This window comes from Streptomyces speibonae (assembly GCF_984686075.1).
Window position 1 is genome coordinate 3,542,097 of sequence record NZ_OZ480260.1, and the last position, 21,860, is coordinate 3,563,956.

The 21,860-nt window shown below is 72.0% G+C and carries 24 protein-coding genes; 13 read left to right on the top strand and 11 right to left on the bottom strand.

Annotation, left to right across the window (positions count from 1 at the left end):
* Positions 1–45 precede the first annotated feature (45 nt).
* The 3 genes from AC5L3C_RS15905 (at position 46) to AC5L3C_RS15915 (ending at position 2,455) form a co-directional block, all read left to right on the top strand.
* Positions 46–1,245 (top strand): hypothetical protein, encoded by a 1,200-nt coding sequence (locus tag AC5L3C_RS15905; protein WP_125504876.1) that lies wholly within the window; start codon positions 46–48, stop codon positions 1,243–1,245.
* A 13-nt stretch (positions 1,246–1,258) separates the two neighbouring features.
* Entirely contained in the window at positions 1,259–1,846 is a 588-nt protein-coding gene (locus AC5L3C_RS15910) for a hemerythrin domain-containing protein (RefSeq protein ID WP_493649555.1), read from the top strand.
* Positions 1,847–1,963: 117 nt separating this feature from the next.
* Positions 1,964–2,455, top strand: coding sequence for a DUF4396 domain-containing protein (locus AC5L3C_RS15915; RefSeq protein WP_493649556.1), 492 nt, complete (start codon positions 1,964–1,966; stop codon positions 2,453–2,455).
* A gap of 9 nt (positions 2,456–2,464) precedes the next feature.
* Here the strand turns inward: AC5L3C_RS15915 and AC5L3C_RS15920 are convergent, their stop codons facing one another.
* Positions 2,465–3,082, bottom strand: coding sequence for a sigma-70 family RNA polymerase sigma factor (locus tag AC5L3C_RS15920; protein ID WP_493649557.1), 618 nt, complete (start codon positions 3,080–3,082; stop codon positions 2,465–2,467).
* Between the two features lie 181 nt (positions 3,083–3,263).
* The gene (locus AC5L3C_RS15925; protein ID WP_493649558.1) at positions 3,264–3,980 is read right to left on the bottom strand and encodes a hypothetical protein; all 717 of its coding nucleotides are present in this window, start codon (positions 3,978–3,980) and stop codon (positions 3,264–3,266) included.
* A gap of 348 nt (positions 3,981–4,328) precedes the next feature.
* Here AC5L3C_RS15925 and AC5L3C_RS15930 point away from each other — a divergent pair, with 348 nt between their 5' ends.
* On the top strand, positions 4,329–5,840 hold the full coding sequence (locus AC5L3C_RS15930; RefSeq protein ID WP_493649559.1) for a SulP family inorganic anion transporter: 1,512 nt from the start codon (positions 4,329–4,331) through the stop codon (positions 5,838–5,840).
* Positions 5,841–5,913: 73 nt separating this feature from the next.
* Positions 5,914–6,537: a VOC family protein gene (locus AC5L3C_RS15935; RefSeq protein WP_493649560.1), complete on the top strand. Its 624-nt coding sequence runs from the start codon at positions 5,914–5,916 to the stop codon at positions 6,535–6,537.
* Here AC5L3C_RS15935 and AC5L3C_RS15940 read toward each other — a convergent pair.
* The gene (locus AC5L3C_RS15940) at positions 6,531–8,672 is read right to left on the bottom strand and encodes a sigma-70 family RNA polymerase sigma factor (RefSeq protein WP_493649561.1); all 2,142 of its coding nucleotides are present in this window, start codon (positions 8,670–8,672) and stop codon (positions 6,531–6,533) included. The two genes, AC5L3C_RS15935 and AC5L3C_RS15940, sit on opposite strands and share 7 nt — an antisense overlap.
* A gap of 114 nt (positions 8,673–8,786) precedes the next feature.
* On the bottom strand, positions 8,787–9,494 hold the full coding sequence (locus AC5L3C_RS15945) for an AAA family ATPase (RefSeq protein WP_493649562.1): 708 nt from the start codon (positions 9,492–9,494) through the stop codon (positions 8,787–8,789).
* Between the two features lie 375 nt (positions 9,495–9,869).
* Between AC5L3C_RS15945 and AC5L3C_RS15950 the strand changes: the two genes are divergently transcribed.
* A complete protein-coding gene (locus AC5L3C_RS15950; protein WP_493649563.1) occupies positions 9,870–10,352 on the top strand; it encodes a DUF6232 family protein in 483 nt (160 codons plus the stop codon).
* Positions 10,349–10,699 carry a hypothetical protein gene (locus AC5L3C_RS15955; protein WP_493649564.1) on the top strand — a complete coding sequence of 117 codons (351 nt, stop codon included), beginning with the start codon at positions 10,349–10,351 and terminating at the stop codon, positions 10,697–10,699. Before AC5L3C_RS15950 ends, AC5L3C_RS15955 begins: the two co-directional genes overlap by 4 nt.
* 414 nt (positions 10,700–11,113) lie before the next feature.
* Here AC5L3C_RS15955 and AC5L3C_RS15960 read toward each other — a convergent pair whose 3' ends face one another.
* The 5 genes from AC5L3C_RS15960 to AC5L3C_RS15980 form a co-directional block, all read right to left on the bottom strand.
* On the bottom strand, positions 11,114–12,544 hold the full coding sequence (locus AC5L3C_RS15960; RefSeq protein WP_493649565.1) for a sensor histidine kinase: 1,431 nt from the start codon (positions 12,542–12,544) through the stop codon (positions 11,114–11,116).
* Positions 12,545–13,264: a response regulator transcription factor gene (locus tag AC5L3C_RS15965; RefSeq protein WP_493649566.1), complete on the bottom strand. Its 720-nt coding sequence runs from the start codon at positions 13,262–13,264 to the stop codon at positions 12,545–12,547. It lies immediately after the preceding gene.
* 73 nt (positions 13,265–13,337) lie between these two features.
* Positions 13,338–13,964 (bottom strand): FMN reductase, encoded by a 627-nt coding sequence (locus AC5L3C_RS15970; protein WP_493649567.1) that lies wholly within the window; start codon positions 13,962–13,964, stop codon positions 13,338–13,340.
* A complete protein-coding gene (locus AC5L3C_RS15975; protein WP_493649568.1) occupies positions 13,961–15,091 on the bottom strand; it encodes an LLM class flavin-dependent oxidoreductase in 1,131 nt (376 codons plus the stop codon). Before AC5L3C_RS15975 ends, AC5L3C_RS15970 begins: the two co-directional genes overlap by 4 nt.
* A 101-nt stretch (positions 15,092–15,192) precedes the next feature.
* Positions 15,193–16,083 (bottom strand): NADP-dependent oxidoreductase, encoded by an 891-nt coding sequence (locus AC5L3C_RS15980; RefSeq protein ID WP_493649569.1) that lies wholly within the window; start codon positions 16,081–16,083, stop codon positions 15,193–15,195.
* Between the two features lie 126 nt (positions 16,084–16,209).
* Between AC5L3C_RS15980 and AC5L3C_RS15985 the strand changes: the two genes are divergently transcribed.
* A complete protein-coding gene (locus AC5L3C_RS15985) occupies positions 16,210–16,620 on the top strand; it encodes a winged helix-turn-helix transcriptional regulator (protein ID WP_493649570.1) in 411 nt (136 codons plus the stop codon).
* A 4-nt stretch (positions 16,621–16,624) separates the two neighbouring features.
* Here the strand turns inward: AC5L3C_RS15985 and AC5L3C_RS15990 are convergent, their stop codons facing one another.
* Positions 16,625–17,098, bottom strand: a complete 474-nt coding sequence (locus AC5L3C_RS15990) for a MarR family winged helix-turn-helix transcriptional regulator (RefSeq protein WP_493649571.1) — start codon at positions 17,096–17,098, stop codon at positions 16,625–16,627.
* Positions 17,099–17,220: 122 nt separating this feature from the next.
* Between AC5L3C_RS15990 and AC5L3C_RS15995 the strand changes: the two genes are divergently transcribed.
* From AC5L3C_RS15995 to AC5L3C_RS16005, 3 genes are all read left to right on the top strand, one after another.
* Positions 17,221–17,556: a YnfA family protein gene (locus AC5L3C_RS15995; RefSeq protein ID WP_125504915.1), complete on the top strand. Its 336-nt coding sequence runs from the start codon at positions 17,221–17,223 to the stop codon at positions 17,554–17,556.
* A 128-nt stretch (positions 17,557–17,684) separates the two neighbouring features.
* Entirely contained in the window at positions 17,685–18,461 is a 777-nt protein-coding gene (locus tag AC5L3C_RS16000; RefSeq protein ID WP_493649572.1) for an SDR family NAD(P)-dependent oxidoreductase, read from the top strand.
* Entirely contained in the window at positions 18,461–18,601 is a 141-nt protein-coding gene (locus tag AC5L3C_RS16005) for a hypothetical protein (protein WP_493649573.1), read from the top strand. Before AC5L3C_RS16000 ends, AC5L3C_RS16005 begins: the two co-directional genes overlap by 1 nt.
* Positions 18,602–18,607: 6 nt before the next feature.
* Here the strand turns inward: AC5L3C_RS16005 and AC5L3C_RS16010 are convergent, their stop codons facing one another.
* Entirely contained in the window at positions 18,608–19,801 is a 1,194-nt protein-coding gene (locus AC5L3C_RS16010) for an RtcB family protein (protein WP_493649574.1), read from the bottom strand.
* A gap of 216 nt (positions 19,802–20,017) precedes the next feature.
* Here AC5L3C_RS16010 and AC5L3C_RS16015 point away from each other — a divergent pair, with 216 nt between their 5' ends.
* Positions 20,018–20,821: a DUF3558 domain-containing protein gene (locus AC5L3C_RS16015; protein WP_493649575.1), complete on the top strand. Its 804-nt coding sequence runs from the start codon at positions 20,018–20,020 to the stop codon at positions 20,819–20,821.
* Between the two features lie 118 nt (positions 20,822–20,939).
* Positions 20,940–21,788 (top strand): DUF3558 family protein, encoded by an 849-nt coding sequence (locus tag AC5L3C_RS16020; protein WP_493649576.1) that lies wholly within the window; start codon positions 20,940–20,942, stop codon positions 21,786–21,788.
* The last annotated feature ends 72 nt before the right edge of the window (positions 21,789–21,860 follow it).

A 21,860-nucleotide genomic window follows, 5' to 3' on the forward strand; every position in this document is an offset into this window, starting at 1 on the left:
GTACCTCAGCGGCGCGCGCATCCCTCGTCCCCAGGAGGCACGCCCATGGCGTTCAATCCGCTGGAGCAGCGGGGCATCCCGCTCGACCGCCAGCTGCGCAGCTGGCGGGAGCTGAACGTTGACCCGATCGACCCGGACCGCTGCGACCCGTACACCCGGTGCCGGATCATCACGATGAACGGGATCGAGGTGGAGGCGATCCTGTTCAGTCACCAGCTCGCCCGCCACACCGCGGACCCGGAGATCAAACGGCAGCTCGCGCGGGTGCGCTACATCGAGGCACAGCAGCAGAAGGCCGTGAACTGGCTGCTCCCCGGTGTGTCGTCAGTGCTGGAGACGACGATCGCCTACGAGCAGGTCGCGGTGGACCTGACGGCATGGGTGGCCCGGATGGAGCCGGACCCGTATCTGAAGCAGGCGTACGAGTTCGGCGTGCTGGAGGACTTCGACCATCTGTACCGGTACGCCAACCTGTACGAGATGATCGAGCACCGCAAGGCGGAGTCGATCGTCGACAATCTGACCGAGGTCATGCCGGGCCGCCCCACGCGGTACCACCACCGCAACCCAGTCGACAACGTCCGTGACCCCTACGCCAAGGACCGGACGGACCCGCTGTCCAAGCTGCACGCGCTGACGATCATGTCGGCGGAGCAGCAGACCATGAACTTCTACATGAACACCGGCCCCACCTACATGGAGCCGATCGCCCGTCAGCTCTACCAGGAGATCGGGCTGATCGAGGAGGAGCACGTCACCCACTACGAGTCGCTGGTCGACCCGGGTGAGACGTGGTGGGAGCAGCTGGTCAACCACGAGTACAACGAGTGCTACCTCTACTACTCCTTCATGGAGCAGGAGAGCGACCCCAAGGTCAAGGCGATCTGGGAGCTGCATCTGAACATGGAGCTGGAGCACCTGCACGAGGCCTGTGACCTCATGCGCCGCCACGACGGCCGCGACCCGGCGTCGGTGCTCGCACCCGAGTTGCCCAACGTGCTCACCTTCGAGCCGAACAAGGGCTATCTGCGCGAACTGCTCGACACGCAGATGGACCTGACCACGCTCGGAGCCGGCTACGTCCGCGAGGCGCACGAGCGGTTCGAGACGATGCAGGAGCAGATCCACGGCGGCGAGGCACCGCCGAGCGACCGGGTGATGGCCGAGCACGACGACATGTTCGGCCGCGAGTACCGCGTCCAGTCCGAGGGCGAGCACCCCGACCCCGCGCTGCGCGAGAAGTGAGGGGAGCCCCCGCATGTCCGAACTGAGGACCCCGCAGGCCGGCGACGACCACGCCGTGGACGACGACGTCGTCGCGCTGCTGATGCGCCAGCACGGCGACATCCGCAATCTCTTCGACGAGGTCGAGGCCGCCGAGGGCGAGGAGCGCCGGGACGCCTTCCGCCGTCTGGTGCGTCTGCTGGCCGTCCACGAGACCGCCGAGGAAGAGGTCGTCCATCCCTTCGCCCGGAAGCGTTTCCCCGGGGGCGAGCAGGTGGTGAAGGACCGGCTCGCCGAGGAGAAGGCGGCCAAGGAGACACTGGCGGCGCTCGACGAGATGGACACCGACGACCCCCGGTTCATGCCGAAGCTGATGAAGCTGCGCAAGGAGGTCCAGGAGCACGCGCGGGCGGAGGAACGCTACGAGTTCATCCACATCCGCCGCAGCACCGACGTCACCGGGCTGGCCACGATGGCGAAGGCGATCAAGGCCGCCGAGGCCATGGCACCGACCCGGCCGCACCCCGGCGTCGAGTCCGGGGCGAAGAACGTGGCCCTCGGACCGGTGGCCGCCCTCATGGACCGCACCGCGGACACGGTCCGCAGGATCATGGGAGAGTAGATGGAATACCCCTAGGGGGTATATCGTTCCCGACTGCGGGGCCGTGCGGAACCGCACGGCCCCGCACGGCCCGCGCAGTTCGCGGTCCGTACCGCACGTGGATCGGGGATGAGGGGCATGAACCACGGCACGCAGCACTCCGACAGCGGGCACGCGCACGGCGGGCACGCGCACGGCGCCACCTGGGCGATGGCGGTGAAGGCGACGCTGCACTGCCTCACCGGGTGTGCCATCGGCGAGATCCTCGGCATGGTCATCGGCACGTCGCTGTCGTGGGGCAACGTGCCGACGATGGCGCTGGCCATCGCCCTGGCCTTCGTCTTCGGGTACTCCTTCACCCTGTTCGCCGTGGTGCGCGCCGGGGTGTCCCTGAAGGCCGCGGTCAAGGTCGCGCTCGCCGCCGACACCGTCTCCATCGCGGTGATGGAACTGGTCGACAACGCGATCATCGCGCTGACCCCGGGGGCGATGGAGGCGCAGCTGTCCGACTCACTCTTCTGGTTCGCGCTGCTCGGCGGCTTCGCCGTGGCGTTCGTGATCACCACACCGGTCAACAAGTGGATGATCGGCCGCGGCAAGGGCCACGCCGTGGTCCACGCCTATCACTGACCCGTTCCGCTACGGCACCGGAAGGCTCCCCGCGCCGGCGGCCTCGTCCAGCAGCCGTATCAGGGACGCCCGGGCGCGGGCCACGCGGGAGCGGACCGTGCCGACCGGGCAGTGGCTGAGCGCGGCCGCCTCCGCGTAGGGCAGGCCGAGCAGCTGGGTGAGGACGAACGCCTCGCGCCGCTCGTCCGGCAGCGTGGCCAGCAGGTCCAGCAGGGCGACGCCGTCGTCGAAGCCGGGCAGGCCGCGCGGCTGGGCCCGCTCCACGGCGGCCTGCCAGTCCGGCACCTCGGCCGGCCGGGGCCGGGCGGCGTTGTACCGGTAGCTGTCGACGACGGCGCGGCGCGCGATGGACAGCAGCCAGATGCGGGCCGAGGAGCGGCCCTCGAACCGGTGCAGACCGGTGAGCGCGCGCAGGAACGTGTCCTGGGCGAGGTCGTCGACGGCCTGGGGGTCGCCGCACAGGTGGCTGACGTAGCGGCGTACGTCGCGGTCCAGGGCGCGGACGAATTGCTCGCCGGCGTGCGCGTCACCGCCGCGGGCGGCCAGTGCCCACGCGGTGATCGGGTCGTCGTCCGACGCGTCGCGCCGGGACTCGCCGGGCGAGCCGGGCAGGTCGTATGTGATCACCTGGTGTCCTTCTCGGAATCCGTGATCCGGACCGGGGCACGGGTGGCCGCGGGCGGTCCGGTGAAGTGGGGGCGGCCCCGCGCACGCGGGCGCGGCGCGCGTGGCGGGCGCCACGGCGGCGGTGCGTGCGTACGGCCGGGCCCGGGGCGCGCGGGAGCGGCCCCGGGAGGATCGGCTGTCGTCAGAGGACAGCGGTCCCCACGGGCGGACCACGGGACGTGATCGCGTGGACGAGAAGGAGAAGGCCCGGGGCACGGTCCGAGCGGGGGCGGCCGGGGCGGATCCGGCGGCGGTCGGGGACGACGGGGAGGGCGAGCAGCAGCCGCAGGGGCGCCGCGAGCCATCCGGCCACGGACCGCAGGATGCGGAAGGCGGCCTTCTCTCCGTAGGCCAGCCACAGTCCGGTGAGGAGAGCGGCGAGCAGGTGGGCGGCGAGCATGCCGGACGACGAGTCGCCGCCGCCGGTCAGGGGGAGGCCCATGGCGCCGACGTCCATGTGGTCCCCGGACATGGAGGACGTGGGCATGTGGGACGTGGGCATGTGCGACATGGGCATGTGGGCCATCGGCATGGGCGCCAGGGCCGTGTGCCGCATGGGCATATGGGCCATGCCCATGTGGTTCATGGAGGCGTCGGCTCCGGTGGCCGGCTGGGTGAGGGAGAACACCGTGTGCAGTGCCGTCTGCGCTGCGACCGCCACGGCCACGACCACCAGGAGCCCGCGCTCCCGGCCGGCTAAGCACCAGCCGACGGCACCCGTCGCGACCGTTCCCACGCCCAGCGTCCACAGGGGGACGTCGCGGCCGGACATCATGACGTGGCCCAGGGCGGCGAGCAGCACACAGACGGCCGCGAACACCGCGGCCCGTACCGTGCGGGAACCCCACCCTGCGGTCATGGCGCCTCATCCTCGCATCCGAACCCCCTCCGCCACAGGAGGGACGTCATCCCCACCCACCGCACGGGTAGAGTTGCCGGGTCCGCCGTGTCGGGGCCGACGGAGCCCCCGGCGATGAATCGTTGTCCGCGGGAGAGAGTGTGCGCATGTCTGTGAGGCCCGGCGCCGCTGCCTGCCCGCCGTGACCCTTCGCCCCGAGGTGACCCTTCGCCCCGAGGGGGCCGCCCCCGTCGGCCCCGGGCGTTGCCTCCCCGCCCCTCACTGACGTCCTTTCCGAGCCCTTCCCCCGCCCTTCCGCGCGCCCGCGCCCCTGCCGGGTGTGCCCGAGCACGACAGGTTCCCCGCGTCTTGTCCACCTCCTCCGCACTGTCCCCCTCCGCCTGGCTGCGCGGCTCCCGGCGCCCGTCCTGGCTCTCCGATCCGAAGGTGCTGCGCACCGAGGTGCTCGGCGGCCTCGTGGTCGCGCTGGCGCTGATACCCGAGGCGATCTCGTTCTCGGTCATCGCCGGGGTCGACCCGGCGGTCGGCCTGTTCGCCTCGTTCACCATGGCGGTGACCATCGCCATCGTCGGCGGCCGGTCCGCCATGATCTCCGCGGCCACCGGGGCCGTCGCCCTGGTCATCGCCCCGCTCAACCATGAGCACGGCTTCGGCTACCTGATCGCCGCCGTGATCCTCGCCGGTGTCTTCCAGATCGTCCTCGGCGCGCTCGGCGTGGCCAAGCTGATGCGGTTCGTGCCGCGCAGCGTGATGGTCGGCTTCGTGAACTCCCTGGCCATCCTCATCTTCATGGCCCAGGTGCCGGAGCTGACGGACGTGCCCTGGGCGGTCTATCCGCTGCTGGCCGCCGGCCTGGCGCTGATGGTCCTCTTCCCGAAGGTCACCACCGTCGTCCCGGCGCCGCTGGTGTCCATCGTGATCCTCACCGTCGTCACCGTCGGGGCGGGCATCGCCGTGCCGACCGTGGGCGACAAGGGTGAGCTGCCGTCCTCCCTGCCGGTGCCGGGGCTGCCGGACGTGCCGTTCACCCTCGACACGCTCACCACCGTCGCGCCGTACGCGCTCGCCATGGCCCTGGTCGGGCTGATGGAGTCGCTGATGACGGCCAAGCTGGTCGACGACATCACCGACACGCGCTCCTCCAAGACCCGTGAGTCGCTCGGCCAGGGCGTCGCCAACATCGTCACCGGCTTCTTCGGCGGCATGGGCGGCTGCGCGATGATCGGCCAGACGATGATCAACGTGCGGGTGTCCGGTGCCCGCACCCGGCTGTCGACGTTCCTGGCGGGCGCGTTCCTGATGGTGCTGTGCATCGTCTTCGGGCCGGTCGTCTCCGACATCCCGATGGCGGCGCTGGTCGCCGTCATGGTCATGGTGTCGTTCGCCACGTTCGACTGGCACTCCGTCGCCCCGAAGACGCTCCGGCGGATGCCAGCCGGGGAGATCACCGTCATGGCGGTCACGGTCGTCTGTGTGGTCGCCACCCACAACCTCGCGATCGGCGTCGTCGTCGGCTCGGTCACCGCGATGGTCGTCTTCGCCCGCCGCGTCGCCCATCTGGCCGAGGTCACCGCCGTCACCGACCCCGAGGGCGGCACCGTCGTCTACCGGGTCACGGGCGAGCTGTTCTTCGCGTCCTCCAACGACCTGGTGGGCCAGTTCGCGTACGGCACCGACCCCGACCGGGTCGTCATCGACCTGTCCGCCGCGCACATCTGGGACGCCTCGTCCGTGGCCGCGCTGGACGCCATCGAGACCAAGTACGCCCAGCACGGCAAGACGGTCGAGATCACCGGGCTGAACGAGCACAGCGCCCGGATCCACCGGACGCTCAGCGGAGAACTCACCGGCAGCCACTGACCCGGCGGGACGGGGCGGAACCGGTCAGTTTCCGAGAAGCGGACCCGACCGGGCCGCCCCTACCGTCGGAGGCATGAACTCCATCGACTCCGTGACCCTGGACGTGGCCGACCCCGAGGCCGCCGCACGCTTCTACTCCGACGCCTTCGGACTGGACCCGTCGCGGTCACGGGTACGGGTGCGCGGCTCGGAGGAGCCGACGAGCGGCTTCCGCGGCTTCACCCTCTCGCTGGTGGTCTCCCAGCCGGGCAACGTCGACGCGCTGCACCGCGCCGCCCTCGACGCCGGCGCCACCTCCCTGAAGCCCGCCGAGAAGTCGCTGTGGGGCTACGGCGGCGTGGTCCGGGCACCCGACGGCACCGTCTGGCAGCTCGCCACCTCGTCGAAGAAGGACACCGGCCCGGTCACCCGGGACGTCGACGAGATCGTCCTGCTGCTGGGCGTCGAGGACGTCAAGGCCACCAAGCAGTTCTACGTCGAGCGGGGCCTCACCGTGGGCAAGAGCTTCAGCGGCAAGTACGTCGAGTTCGCCACCGGCCCGGACACGGTCAAGCTGTCGCTGTACAAGCGCCGCGCCCTCGCGAAGGTGGCGGGTGTCCCCGCCGACGGCACCGGCTCGCACCGGCTCGTCGTCCACAGCCCGCTCGGCTCCTTCACCGACCCCGACGGCTTCGTCTGGGAGGCCTCCGGTCAGTAGCCGAACACCTGGGTCCAGGTCCAGTCGTCGGTGGTGACGCCGACGCCGAGGGACTTGAGCGAGCAATTGAGGATGTTCGCGCGGTGGCCCTCGGAGTTCATCCAGGCGTCCATGACGCTCTCGGCGGAGCTCTGGCCCTGGGCTATGTTCTCGGCGCCGGGGCTCGGGTGGCCCTGCGCCTTGGCGCGGTCCACGAAGCTGCTGCCGTTCTGGCCGGTGTGCGAGAAGTAGTTGTTGGCGGACATGTCCTCGCTGTGCAGCTGGGCGGCCCTGGCCAGCCGGTCGTCGGCCTCGACGGGATCACAGCCCGCCTTGGCCCGCTCCGTGTTGGTGAGGCTCAGGACCTGCGCGGCGGGGCCCCCGGCCGGGGGCGCGGCCGGCTTGTCCGGCGTCGACTGGGCCGGCGGCTTCGCGGGCGCGGACGTACGGGTGGGTGCGGACTTCCCCTCGGACTTCTGCGCTGTGGGGGTGTCCGAGGCGCTCGGCTTGCGGGACGCGCTGGGCGACGGTGAGGACGAGGGGGAGGAGGAAGAGGAAGGGGACGCGGAGGACGCCGCGGCGGAGGGTTCGGACGTCGTGGCGCCGGGCTCCACGGAGCGCGCGCCGCGCTCGGACGCCGCCTGGGGACGGTCCCGTTCGCCGTCGGGGGTCAGGATGGCTATCCCGGATATCGTGCCGCCGGTGACCAGCAGCGCCGCCGCGACTGCCGCGACGGTCCGGCCGCGCCGCCTGCGCTCCCGGCTCCGCGCCCGGAGCTCCGTACGGTGGCCCACCACCGGGCCCGCTTCGTCACCGGCGGCGGATTCCGCGGTCCGGGAGTACGCGGACTCCGGCACGGCGTCGTCCCCGTACGCCGAGTCCCGGCCACCCGGCACACCGCCGGGGCCCGCCGCGCCGTCACCGCCCGGCCGGTGCGGCACACCGCCACCGTCCGCAACACCACGGTGCCCAACCACACCGCCGGGCCCCGCCTGCGCACCGCTGCTGTGCCCCGCCCGCCCCTCGCCGGGGCCGGCCACCACATCGCCCTGTGCCGGCCACACATCCCCGTACTGAGCCGGCCCACCGCCGTGCTCGGCCCACCCTCCGTCGCCGGAGCCGACGCCATGTCCCGCGCCGCCCGGGTCCGTCCACGCACCCGGCTCGCCCCACGCCCCGCCCGTGCCCGTGCCCGTGCCCGTCGGCACCTCCCCCGGCCCGCCCCCGGGCCCCATCGGCCCCGCGAACGGCATCCCCGGGTCGCCCGTGCCGGGCACCGGGCCCAGCGCGTCCGGACCGGCCCCGGGTCCGGCCCCCGGCCCGGCGACCGGTGCCGCGTCGGCCGTCCCCGTGCCGAAGGCGGTGAGCAGGGCGGAGGCCGCGAGGAGGCTCGCGCCGACGGGGACCAGGCCCAGGCCGACCAGCAGGCCCTCCGCCGGGACCAGGCCCGACTCGAAGCCCGAGCAGACCGTGCAGTCCCGGGCGTGGCGGGCGATGCGCTTGCGCCACAGGGCGGAGGGGACGGTGTCCCAGGAGGCGACCACGTCGTCCAGGAGGACACAGCGCGGCCGGGCGGCCAGGGCCCGTACCACCAGCCGGGCCGTCTCCAGCTGCGCCTTCATCCGCTGCACGCGCACCGCCGTGTGCTGCGGCGACAGCTCCAGCGCGGCCGCGACCTCCGCCCGCGTCAGCTCGCCGGCCGCCTCCAGCCACCACAGGGACAGCAGCACCTGGTCGTCGGGGTCCAGCCAGCGGGTGGCCTCCGCGGCCTCGCGCCGCTGGCCCTCGAGGCCGAGCCGCACGATCGTCAGGTCGACGAAGTCGGCGCCCGGGTCGGCGACGTCGTACGCGTCGTGCAGGGCCGCGCTGGCGGGGGCCGTACGGTGATCGCGCCAGTGGCGGCGGAGCTGGTTCATGGTGATGGCGACCAGCCAGGAGCGGAAGCCGGCGGGGTCGTCGAGGGAGCCCAGCGCGGCGAGGGCGCGGAGCATGGTCTCCTGCACCACGTCGTCGACGTCGGGGTGCCCGTTCAGGGCCCGGCCCACGATGTTGTAGACCAACGGGAGGTAGGCGGCGACGAGTTCGTCCTGGGCGTGCGTGTCGCCACGCTGTGCCGCCTCGACCGTCTCCCTGCCGGGTCCGCTGCTCGCTGCCACGCTCGTCCACGCTCCTTCTCGGTCCTGGACCCTGCTGTCCCGGCCCTTTCCTCACAGGAGAGCCGCAGCCGCGGTCCGGATAACGCAAAACCGGGAAACGGATTCGCGCGGGCGTCATTCCAGCACGTGCCGCAGATACGCCCCCGGGTCGGCGAGATACCGGCGCCAGTGGTCGACGAGATCCAGGTCCTGCCAGGTCGTGCGGCGCATGCCGTGGTCACCGACCTCGACGATGTCGGCGCCGGGGAGCGCGGTCAGCAGGGGTGAGTGTGTGGCGCACATCACCTGGGCCCCGGCACGGGCCAACTGGTCGATATGACCGATCAGTCCGAGGCAGGAGGAGAAGGACAGGGCGGCTTCCGGCTCGTCGAGGACGTACAGCCCCGGGCGCAGGAACTTGTCCCGGAACGCCGCGAGGAAGCCCTCACCGTGGCTGCGCGCGCCGGGGTCGAGGCCCTCCCGGCCGAGGGCGTCGAGGGCCGTCTCGGCGCGCAGGAAGAAGCCCTGCCGGGCGGACCAGTCGGCGAGCATCCGGCGGCCGCGGGGGGCCGCGTCGAAGCGGATGTGCTCGCCGAGGACGGACTTGGCGCGGTGGCTCGCGTGGCGCCACTCGTGGGAGCCGCCCCAGGAGTCCAGTCCGAAGCCCTCGGCCAGCGCCTCGACCAGGGTGGACTTGCCCGAGCCGTTCTCCCCGACGACGAAGGTCACCGGGGCGGTGAACCGCATCCCGCCGGCGAGCAGTTCGCGTACACAGGGCACGGACCAGGGCCACTCGTCCTCCTCGCCGGAGCCCCGGTGTGCGTACGCGCGTTCGATGATCACGGGGCCGAGTCTCCCACGGCGCCGGGGATTTCCCGGGGAGGTGCGGCTTCAGGGCAGGAGACATGCGGCGCCAGGGCCGTTCGTCGTCGTGCGGCAGGACGGGCGGGCCGGAGTGGTTCCGTACAGGGTGGCGGGTGCGGCGCAGGCGCGACGGAGGGATTTTGGCCGTATCTCGTCTGCCGTCCCACGCCCCCGCGCAGGCTTAATGATGCTCCCGAGCCACGCACCGCGCGGTTGTCTGCGACGAAGGAACGGGGGGACCTCTTGGCCGACCCGAGAAACACCGGCGTCCCCCCTCCCGACCCCCCGCCCCGCCCACCGCAGTCACCACCCCGGATACTCCCGGTGCCGTCGCCTCCCCGAAGGGGAAAGCAGGTGGAACTGCGGGTCGAGCGCCACATCCTGTGGGTGGGGTCTGCGGCGGCTCCGGTGCGCAACATCAGCTGGGTCGACGTGTTCAGGCTGAAACCCGCCTGGGGGAGGGCGGCCGGCTACTTCCTGGTGCTGACGCTCCTCGCCCTCCTGATCACCGACCGCATCGGCCCCACGGACGGAAACGGCGAGGACACCGGTTCAGCCCTTCGCCTGCTCCTCCTGATCACTCTGGCCGTCGTCTGCGGCGTCCTGCTCTCGTCGCGCAAGCCGGTGCTGGTCGTCGAGCTGAACAGCGGCTCACGGCTGGTTCTGACCCGGTCGGACATAGAGGAACTGCGGGCGGTCGCCGGCCAGCTCGTGTACGCGATGGACCACCCGGAATACGAGTTCTCCACCTTGCTCGAGCAGCACAACACCACGAACAACTTCGGTTCGGTCGTCCACATGAACGGCGGCAAGGGAAACACGGGGATCAAACTATGAGCGACACATCGAACTACTACGGAGACGTCGTCCACGTGAACGGCGGCGAGAAGGTCGTCGGCATCAACCACGGCACGGTCGTCCACAACGACGGCACCGCTCAGGATGCCGAACTCCAGGCCGCCGTGGCCGACCTCACCCGCTTCCTCAACGACCTGCGCCCGCAGCTCACACCGGACCAGGCCCGGACCGTGGACGACGCACTCCCCGAACTCGCCCCCGACCGCACCGCTTTGCGCGAACGCGGCCTTGTCCTGGCCTCCGTCGCCCAGATCGCGGCAACCGCGGGCGAGATCGGCAGACCCGTGACGGACGCGATGGCCCGCCTGCTCGCCCTCCTCGGCTGACACAGCCCCTCACTGACCGGAACGGCGGGAGAGCAGTGCGGCGAGCCCATGTACCTCGCGGTACGTGTGTTGAGCCTCCACACGGCGTCGCGGCCTGTCTCCCGCGCCGTGAACGCCACCTCGACCGGGTCTCCGACTACGCCACCGGCCGTTCAACCAGGCTGACCAGCCCCAAGAGCGGCACGGCAGCAACCGCAGGTGTGCGAGGGCACCAACACTGGTGCGGGCCACCGAGTCAGCCCCGGCTGTGTGCCAGTACCTCCGCCGGCTCGCCGGAACCCCCAGCCTTCCGCCCGCACACCTGCACGCAGAACCCCCGCCTCACGTCTCCGCGGCTGCGGGCAGTCGTGCCTCCCCCAGTGCCTTGCCCCGCACCACCTACCGTCCCCGCACCACCTATCGTCCCCGGACCACCTATCGTCCCCGCACCCCCTCCACCGTGAACCCCGTAACCGTCCCCCCACCCTCCCGCCGGAAGGCATACGGCGCACCCCCGTGCGCCAACGCCACCTCCCGCACGATGGACAACCCCAGCCCCGACCCCGGCAGGGACCGCGCGTCCGCCGCCCGGTAGAACCGGTCGAACACCCGCGTCAGATCGTCCTCCGCGATCCCCGGCCCCCGGTCCCGCACCTCCACCCGCACCACCCCCGGCCGCGCCGGCCCCGCGACCCGGATCTCCACCGGCCCACTCCCGTCCCGGTCGAACTTCACCGCGTTCTCCACCAGGTTGGACACCGCCCGGGTCAGCATCCCCGGCCGCCCGTCCGTCGTGGTGTCGCCGCTCGCGGTGACGAGGATCTCCCGGCCCGTGCGCCGCCGCGCCGGCCCCGCCACGTCCTCGGCGATGTCCGCGAGGTCGACCCGCTGCGGCGGTTCCGTGTCGTACTGCCCGGCGGCGAGGTCGACCAGTTCGTTGACGAGGTCGGTGAGTTCGCGGGCCTCCTGGGTGAGGTCGGCGACGAGTTCCTCCCGGCTGCCGGGCGGCAGCTCGTCGATGCGGCGCAGCAGCGAGATGTTGGTGCGCAGCGAGGTGAGCGGCGTACGCAGCTCGTGCCCGGCGTCCTGGACCAGCCGGCGCTGGTCCTCCTCGGACTGGGCGAGCCGGCCCAGCATGCGGTCGAAGGCGCGGCCGAGCCGCCCCACCTCGTCGTTGCCCGCGACGGGCACCGCGATGCCGAGCCGCCGGGTGCGGGCGACGGCCTCGGCGGTGTGGGTGAGGACGACCAGCCGGCGGGTGATGCGGCGGGCCAGCCACCAGCCGAACAGCCCGGCCCCGACCACCACCGCCGCCATCAGGATCAGCGTGCGCCGCTGGAGGGCCCGCAGCAGGTCCTCGGTGTTGCTGAACTCCTGCGCGACCTGCACCGCGCCCCGGCCGCCGCCCAGCGAGACGGTCGCGACCCGGTAGACGTCGTCGCCGACGTCGACGTCCGCGTGCACGACCACCCGCCCCGCCGTCCGCGCACCGGCGATCCGGCGGTCGGGGCCGACCACCGGCAGCCCGGGGTCACCCGGGTCGAAGACGCTGCCGTCCGGCCCGAGCACCTGCACATCGGTCCGGGCGGGCCGCACCAGGTCGTGGCCGGGCGCGGCGGAGGAGAAGTCGTGCGGGGTCATCCGGTTCTGCCGGACCTCGCCGCGCAGGTCCTGGACGACCTCGTCGAAGACCGACTGCTGGTCCACCCGCACCAGCCGGGCCGCCGCGTTGTAGGACAGGATGCCGACCAGCACAGTGACCGTGGCGGTGACCGCGGCGAACGCCAGCGCGAACGTGGTCCCCAGCGACAGCAGCCGTAGCCGCCGGCGCGGGACCGGCGTGCCTGGCGCGGGGTCCGCGGCCACTCAGCCCTCCCGCAGCACGTAACCCACCCCGCGCACCGTGTGGATCAGCGGCGGTGCGCCGGGCTCGTCGAGCTTGCGGCGCAGATAGCCGACGTAGACGGCGAGGTTCTTGGAGCCGGGGCCGAAGTCGTAGCCCCAGATGCGGTCGTAGATCGTGGAGTGCTCCAGGACGACGCCCGCGTTGCGGATCAGCAGCTCGAGGAGTTCGAACTCGGTGCGGGTCAGCTCCAGCTCCCGGCCGCCGCGCCAGGCCCGGCGCGCCTGGGGGTCCATGCGCAGCCCGGCCGCCTCGAGCAGCCGTCCGGAGGGTTCCGGCTGCTCCACGGGCCCGGGCTCCGGCGCCGGGGTGACGGGCGCGGCCCGGCGCAGCAGGGCGCGCAGCCGGGCGAAGACCTCCTCGACGTCGAACGGCTTGACGACGTAGTCGTCGGCGCCCGCGTCCAGTCCGGCGATCCGGTCGGCGGTCTCCACCAGCGCGGTCAGCATCAGCACCGGTGTGCGGTCGCCCTCGGCGCGCAGCACCCGGCACACCTGGAGGCCGTCGATGCCGGGCATCATCACGTCGAGGACCAGCACGTCGGGCCGGCTGCGGTGGGCCTGTGCGAGGGCCTCGACCCCGTCGGCGACGGCCGTGACGCGGTAGCCCTCCAGGGTCAGCGCGCGCTCCAGCGCGTTGCGGATGGCACGGTCGTCTTCGGCGAGCAGAACGGTGTGCGGCACCCGCCCAGTGTGCCAACCCGGCGGCCCGCCCCGGATCCGCCGGGGGTTCCGGGCCACGCTTCTTACCCGTATCTCACCCGGCGGGCCGCAGCGCCGCCAGGCGCTCCTCGAAGGGGGTGACCTCCTCGAAGGTGTCCCGCCGTGGCAGCGGGCGGGCGGTGGACTGCCCCGCCATCAGCGCCGCCAGTTCCTTCCCCGCCCGCTCGACGCGCTCGTCCAGGCCCTCGGCGCCCCAGTCCTCGGAGGCGGCGTAGACGCCGGTGGGGACGACGACCGCCCGGAGGTAGGAGAAGAGCGGGCGCAGGGCGTGGTCCAGCACCAGCGAGTGGCGCGCCGTGCCGCCGGCCGCGGCGATCAGCACCGGCTTCCCGGCGAGGGCGTCGGGGTCGGTGACGCCCAGCGCGTCGAAGAACGACTTGAACAGTCCGCTGTACGACCCGGAGAACACCGGGGTGACCACGATCAGCCCGTCCGCCCCGGACACCGCCTCGAACGCCTCGGACAGCGCCCGGCCGGCAAAGCCGTTGGTGAAGGTGTGCGCGATCTCGACGGCGAGGTCGCGCAGCTCGATCACCCGGACGTCCGCGGGAGCGGGCTCCGGGGCGGTCGCGGCCGGGGCGGCCACCGCGGCCAGCCGGTCGGCGAGCAGCCGCGTGGACGAGGGCACGCTCAGTCCGGCCGATACGACGACGAGCCTCATGCGCGCGCTCCTTCCCGCTTGCTGTCCTGCGCGTCCTTCTGCCCGCCGTCCCTCTTCCCGGCGGCGGCCAGCAGCGATCCGTGGGTGGGGGCGTCCGGCACGCCGGCCGGACGGTTCCTGGCGAACTCCTCGCGCAGCACCGGCACGACCTCCTCGCCGAGCAGGTCGATCTGTTCCAGCACGGTCTTCAGCGGCAGCCCCGCGTGGTCCAGCAGGAACAGCTGGCGCTGGTAGTCACCGGCGTAGTCGCGGAACGACAGCGTCTTGTCGATCACCTGCTGCGGGGAGCCCACGGTCAGCGGGGTCTGCTCGGTGAACTCCTCCAGCGAGGGCCCGTGCCCGTAGACCGGCGCGACGTCGAAGTAGGGGCGGAACTCGCGCACCGCGTCCTGGGAGTTCTTCCGCATGAACACCTGACCGCCCAGGCCGACGATCGCCTGCTCGGGCGTGCCGTGCCCGTAGTGGGCGTAGCGGGCCCGGTACAGCTCGACCATGCGCTTGGTGTGGTCGGCCGGCCAGAAGATGTTGTTGTGGAAGAAGCCGTCGCCGTAGTAGGCGGCCTGCTCGGCGATCTCCGGCGAGCGGATGGAGCCGTGCCAGACGAACGGCGGTACGCCGTCCAGCGGGCGGGGCGTGGCGGTGAAGCCCTGGAGCGGGGTGCGGAACCGGCCCTCCCAGTCGACGACGTCCTCGCGCCAGAGCCGGTGCAGCAGGGCGTAGTTCTCGACGGCGAGGTTGATGCCCTGGCGGATGTCCTTTCCGAACCACGGATACACCGGTCCGGTGTTGCCGCGGCCCATCATCAGGTCCACCCGGCCGTCGGCCAGGTGCTGGAGCATCGCGAAGTCCTCCGCGATCTTCACCGGGTCGTTGGTGGTGATCAGGGTGGTCGCGGTGGAGAGGATCAGCCGCTCGGTGCGGGCCGCGACGTAGCCGAGCATGGTGGTGGGGGAGGACGGCACGAACGGCGGGTTGTGGTGCTCGCCGGTGGCGAAGACGTCCAGGCCCGCCTCTTCGGCCTTCAGCGCGATGGCGACCATGGCCTTGATCCGCTCGCGTTCGGTCGGCGTGCGCCCCGTGGTCGGGTCGGGGGTGACGTCCCCGACGCTGAAGATCCCGAACTGCATGGCGGCTCATCCTCCGGTTTGTTGACGGTTCAACTATACCCCGGGAACGACTCCCCCACCCCGCCTATTCCCCCGCCACGGGTACCCCGCCGGCCGGCCGCCTACGGCACCAGCGCCAGCCGCCCCCGCACGCCGCCCTCCGCCAGCCGCGCATGCGCCTTCACCGCGTCGGCCAGCGGATACGTCTGCTCGACCCGCAGCGTCAGCACCCCCTCGTCCACCAGCCGCACCAGCTCGGCCAGCCGGCCGCCGTCGGCGGACGCCTCCACCGCGGCCACCCGCACCCCGCGCCCGGCCGCCGGCTCCGCGCCCGGCATCACGCCCGCGTAGGCACCCCCGTCCCGCACCCACGCGACCGCCCTTTCACCGAGCACCGCCGCGTCCAGCACCGCGTCGAAGCTCCCCGCGTCCACGGCGCCGCCCGTGAAGTGCGCGGCACCGAGCGAACGCACGAGCTCCTCGTCGTCCTCCCGGGCCAGACCGGTGACGGTGACCCCCCGGTGCGCGGCGAGCTGGACGGCGTATCCGCCGACCGCGCCCGCGGCGCCGGTCACCAGCAGCGACGCACCCTCGGACAGCGTCAGCAGATCCAGGGCCTGCACGGCGGTCAGCGCGTTCAGCGGCAGCGTCGACGCGTGCACCGCGTCGGCCGTCCGCGGCGCCCGCGCCACCGCCTCCGCCGGTACGACGACGTACTCGGCGTGCGCGCCCAGCGGCTTCACCAGGCCGTGGTCGAGCGCGATCACCTCGTCGCCGGCGCTCCACGCGGTCGCCGGCCCGGTCGCGTCGACCGTCCCGGCGACATCCCAGCCGAGCCCGGTCACCTGGCCGGCCTCGCCGAAGACGCCCTGCCTCATCATCGCGTCGACCGGGTTCAGCGTCGTCGCCGCGACCCTGATCCGCACCTCGCCGGCCCCCGGCTCGGGCATCTCCACGTCGTCGATCCGCACGGCCTCGGGCCCGCCGAACGACGTCACGACTGCAGCACGCATGGCTGAAAACTCCCTCAATGTCACTCTTCGCCGCGGTTTCTCCGCGGCCGAGCACAACCCTAGGGAGAGCTACTATCAATAAGTAAGTAGTTACCTGGAAGTGCGTTTGTCTCCCGGAGGTGAGCCATGCCGACCATGACGGCGGCCCAGCGGCGCGAACAGGCCCGCGTCGCGTACGACGCGTTCATCCGGAACTGCCCCACCAACCAGCTCCTGGACCGCATCAGCGACAAGTGGGTCTCCCTGGTGGTCAGCGCGCTCGCCGACGGCCCCATGCGCTACAGCGACCTCGGCCGCAGGATCGCCGGCGTCAGCCCCAAGATGCTCACCCAGACCCTGCGCGCCCTGGAACGCGACGGCATCCTCACCCGCACGGTGACCCCGTCCGTCCCGGTCCGCGTCGACTACGCGCTCACCCCGCTCGGCTCCAGCCTCAGCACGCTGCTGAGCGCCGTGAAGGACTGGGCCGAGAACCACTTCGACGAGGTGCACGCGGCCCGCGAGCGCTACGACGCCGAACCGGCCCGGAAGGACTAGGGTCCTAGACGTCCCCCGACCGCAGCCGGGCCGCCTGCTCGGTGCCGAAGGCGGTCGTGCGCCGCATGTGGTCGACGAACAGCGCGAGTTCGGCGTCGTCCAGGTCCTCGAAGAGCGTCACCCAGCCGCTGCCGAACCGCTCCCACGTCCGCCCGAACTCCGCCGCCTTCTCCGGCACCGGCGCCACCAGCACCAGGCGCCGGTCCCCCGCGTCCCGCTCCCGCGTCACATAACCCGCCCGCTCCAGCCGGTCCACCAGCCGCGTCGCCGAGCCGGTCGTCAGCCCCGTCAGCTCCGCGATCCGTCCGGTGGTCACCGGGCCGCCCTCCAGCGTCAGCAGGTTCAGACACTGCAGATCGGTGGGGTGCAGCCCCAGACGATCGGCGAGGGCCTGGTTGAACAGGGCGTACGACGCCATGTGGCGCCGGGACACCACGGCCAGCTCCGCCATCAGCCGCGGCCGCGCGCTCCCCGGCATCCCGCACCTCCCAGTCCCGTCGAGCCCTTCGCCGTACCGCATGTATCCCCGGTGCGGGCCGCGGCAGGCGCCCTCCAACAGGTGACAGCGGGCGGCCGGGGCACGCGTGCGAAGCTGCGGGCATGCTGATCCTGCGCTCCGCCGCCCTGTTCGTCCTCGCCGCGCTCCTGGAGATCGGCGGCGCCTGGCTGGTCTGGCAGGGCGTACGCGAGCACCGCGGCTGGATGTGGGCGGCCGGCGGCGTGCTCGCGCTCGGCGCCTACGGCTTCGTCGCCACCTTCCAGCCCGACGCCCACTTCGGCCGGGTCCTGGCGGCGTACGGCGGCATCTTCGTCGCAGGCTCGATCCTGTGGGGCGTGGTCGCCGACGGCTACCGCCCGGACCGCTGGGACATCACCGGCGCCCTGGTCTGCCTGGCCGGGATGGCCGTGATCATGTACGCCCCGCGCAACGGCTGACGCCCCCGCCACCGCCCGGACGGCGCCGCTTATCCTGGCCGGGCACGGCCGGCCCCCGCGCCGCGCCCGGATGCGCCCGGTCCGCCCGATGATGTCCGATGACGCCCGACCGCCGAGGAGCAGTCCCCATGGCCACCGCCGTACCGCCCGCCGCGTCCCGCATCGCCGTCGTCACGGGCGCGAGCAGCGGCATCGGCGCCGCCACGGCCCGCCGGCTCGCGGAGGCCGGGTACCGCGTGGTGCTCACCGCCCGCCGCAAGGACCGTATCGAGGCGCTCGCCGAGGAGATCAACGCCGCGGGCCACGCGGCCACGGCCTACCCCCTCGACGTCACCGACCGCGCGGCCGTCGACGAGTTCGCGACGGCCTTCAGGACCATAGGCGTCCTCGTCAACAACGCCGGCGGCGCGCTCGGCGCCGACCCGGTCGCCACCGGCGACCCGGAGCAGTGGCGCACCATGTACGAGACCAACGTCCTCGGCACCCTCAACCTCACCCAGGCCCTGCTCCCCAAGCTGGACGCGAGCGGCGACGGCACGGTGGTGGTCGTCTCCTCCACCGCCGGCCACGCCACCTACGAGGGCGGCGCGGGCTACGTCGCCGCCAAGCACGGCGCCCACGCCCTCGCCGAGACCCTGCGCCTGGAGATCGTCGGCCGCCCGGTGCGCGTCATCGAGATCGCGCCCGGCATGGTCAGGACCGAGGAGTTCGCACTCACCCGCTTCGGCGGCGACGCGGAGAAGGCCGCCAAGGTCTACCAGGGTGTCGCCGAGCCCCTCACCGCCGACGACGTCGCCGACACCATCACCTGGGCGGTGACCCGCCCGCCGCACGTCAACATCGACCTGTTGGTGGTCCGCCCGCGGGCCCAGGCCTCCAACACCAAGGTGCACCGGGAGTCCTGATGACCGACGACCTCGAACAGCGCCGACTGGCCCTGGAGAAGAAGCGTGAGCGCTACGTCTGGTACTACCTCGGCTACTTCCTCTTCGGCATCCACATCGTCGCCTTCGTCATGATCTACGCGGTCACCCACGCGAAGTAGCCCGCGTCAGCCCTTCACGCAGACGACCTGCTTCAGCTTGGCGACGACCTCCACGAGGTCCCGCTGCTGGTCGATGACCTGCTCGATCGGCTTGTACGCGCCCGGGATCTCGTCCACGACGCCGGAGTCCTTGCGGCACTCCACGCCCCGCGTCTGCTCCTCGAGGTCCTTCGTGGAGAAGCGCCGCTTCGCCGCGTTGCGGCTCATCCGCCGGCCGGCGCCGTGCGACGCCGAGTTGAAGGACTTGGCGTTGCCGAGGCCCTTGACGATGTACGACCCTGTGCCCATGGAGCCCGGGATGATGCCGTACTCGCCGGAACCCGCGCGGATCGCGCCCTTGCGGGTCACGAGCAGGTCCATGCCGTCGTAGCGCTCCTCGGCCACGTAGTTGTGGTGCGCGCTGATCTCCGGCTCGAAGACCGGCTTCGCCTTCTTGAACTCCTTGCGGACCACGTCCTTCAGGAGCGCCATCATGATCGAGCGGTTGTACTTCGCGTACTCCTGCGCCCAGAACAGGTCGTTGCGGTACGCCGCCATCTGCGGGGTGTCCGCGATGAAGACGGCGAGGTCGCGGTCGACCAGGTTCTGGTTGTGCGGGAGCTTCTGCGCGATGCCGATGTGGTGCTCGGCCAGCTCCTTGCCGATGTTCCGGGACCCGGAGTGCAGCATCAGCCAGACCGAACCGGACATATCGGTACATACTTCAACGAAGTGGTTTCCTCCGCCCAGCGTTCCCATCTGCTTGGTGGCCCGCTCCTCACGGAACTTCACCGCGTCCGCCACCCCGCCGAACCGGCCCCAGAAGCCGTCCCAGCCGCCCGTCGCGAAGCCGTGCAGCCGGCCGGGGTCGACCGGGTCGCCATGCATGCCCCGGCCGACCGGGATCGCCTGCTCGATCTTCGAGCGGAGACGGGACAGGTCGCCCGGCAGGTCGTTCGCCGTCAGGGAGGTCTTCACCGCCGACATGCCGCAGCCGATGTCGACGCCCACCGCGGCCGGGCACACCGCACCGCGCATCGCGATCACCGAGCCGACCGTCGCACCCTTGCCGTAGTGCACGTCCGGCATCACGGCCAGACCCTTGATCCACGGCAGGGTGGCCACGTTCCGCAGCTGCTGGAGCGCGCCCTCCTCCACCGTCGCCGGGTCCGTCCACATGCGGATCGGAACCTTCGCGCCCGGCACTTCCACGTACGACATGACGACCCCATTCCCCCGAAAAACCGACAAAAGCCTTGAATCGCAAAACCGGCGCCAAGGTCGACGAAAAGGGATGACGGACCGGCGTCCACGGCAGTGCGTGCGGTACACATTGTCCGGGGAGACCGCCCCCCTGCGGCAACCGATTAACCAGCGGGGACACTGGGAGGACCGGCGGGCACCGTCCCCGCACCCACCGTCGAGAGGAGCCCGACCGTGCAGCGGAAGGCGTACGTAACCGGCGTCGCCGCGCTCCTGGCGGCCGTCCTGGCCGGCTGCACCGGCAGCTCGGACAGCGGCGGCCGGTCGGACGACTCCAACCCCGGCAGCGCCGGTGCGGCGACCCAGGAGGCCCAGCCCGGCAGGTACGCGACGCTCCCGGAGCCCTGCGGCGCGGTCGAGGAGTCGACGCTCGACGAACTCCTGCCCGGCATCGGCGAGATGCGCGACGAGGAGCGGCGCGAGAAGGCGTACGCGGGCGAGGCGACCCTCACCTACGACACCGACCGCAAGGTGGGCTGCCGCTGGAAGGTGGAGTCGGCGCAGGCCACCGACCACCTGCTGATCGACCTGGAACGGGTCGTCTCCTACGACAACGCCGTCAGCGACGACGCCAAGGCGCAGGAACTCTTCGCCGCCCGGCAGCAGTACGCGAAGCTGCCGGAACCCGCCGCGACCACCACGGAGCCCGGCGCCCCCTCCACCGAGCCCGCTAAGAAGGCGAGTTCGTCCCCTTCCTCCGGATCGCCCACCGGCTCGCCGTCCGCCACCCCCTCCGATCTCCGGCCCCGGCTGCTGGAGGACCTGGGCGACGAGGCGTTCCTCGACGACGAGCTGGGCAGCTCCGGTTCGACCGCTCAGCAGCGCACGGTGACTGTGGCGTTCCGCACGTCCAACGTGATCGTGACCGTCGAGTACGCGGAGCAGCCGATGACCGTCGGCATCGTGCCGGACAGCAAGGAATTGCAGGACAGGGCACGGGAACTGGCCTCCGAGTTGGCCGATTCCCTGGGCGGCTGAGCGCCCTTCGCGCCCTCCTCGCCCCTCCTGACGAAGCCCGCGAAGCAGGGCCGCGCGACCGGCTCACCGCGTACCGTGACCCCTCGGACCCGATCCGACCGCAGGGAACACGAGCGTCATGAGTGAAGGAACCATGCAGCGACGAGCAGAGCGAGAGCAGCCCGAGCGAGCCAAGCGCCTTACCCGCGTTCTTGTCGGCGCGGCCGTTGTCCCGGCGATGCTGATCGCCGCCGGCTGCTCCTCGGACTCCGGCTCCGACGACGGCAAGGACAAGGGTGCCGGCGCCTCCGCCTCGACGTCCGCGAGCCCGTCCCCGACGGTCCAGGCGGCGGCGTACAAGAAGCTGCCCGAGGCCTGCTCGGTGCTGTCGAAGAAGACCCTGGACGATCTGGCACCGAAGGCGAAGTCGGGCAAGGAGGGCAGCTCGGACGACGTCTCCACGCGCGCCAGCTGTTCCTGGAGCAGCCTGGACAACAACGGTGTGAAGGGCTCGCAGTTCCGCTGGCTGAATGTGTCGCTGCTGCGCTTCGACTCGGACACCACCCGGGGCGCGGGCGACAAGCTGGCCAAGGAGTACTACGACAAGCAGGTGCGCGACGCCCAGGGGACCGAGGGCGCGAAGGGCACCAAGGCCGAGCCGGTCACCGGGACCGGCGACGAGGCGACGGCCGTGCGCTACGACCTGAAGAAGAAGGAAGGCACCTTCAAGCAGCAGACGGTCGTGGCCCGGGTGGAGAACGTGGTCGTCACGCTCGACTACAACGGCGCCGGGCTGGCCGGTGACAAGACGCCGGACGCCGGCGATCTGCTGAAGGACGCGCAGAAGGCCGCCAAGGAGGCGGTGGCCTCGGTGACGAAGGCCAACGGAACGGGCTCGGCGGACAGTTCGCCGTCGCAGTCCGCGTCGGGCAAGGCGTCGTCCAAGCCGTCGCCGTCGGACTCGAAGCCCGCCTCCGACAAGGGCTGAGCCCTCTGAATCGGAACCGGCCACCCGTTCCCCGCACACATGTGCCACTCTGTTGCGCGCAACAACACGCAT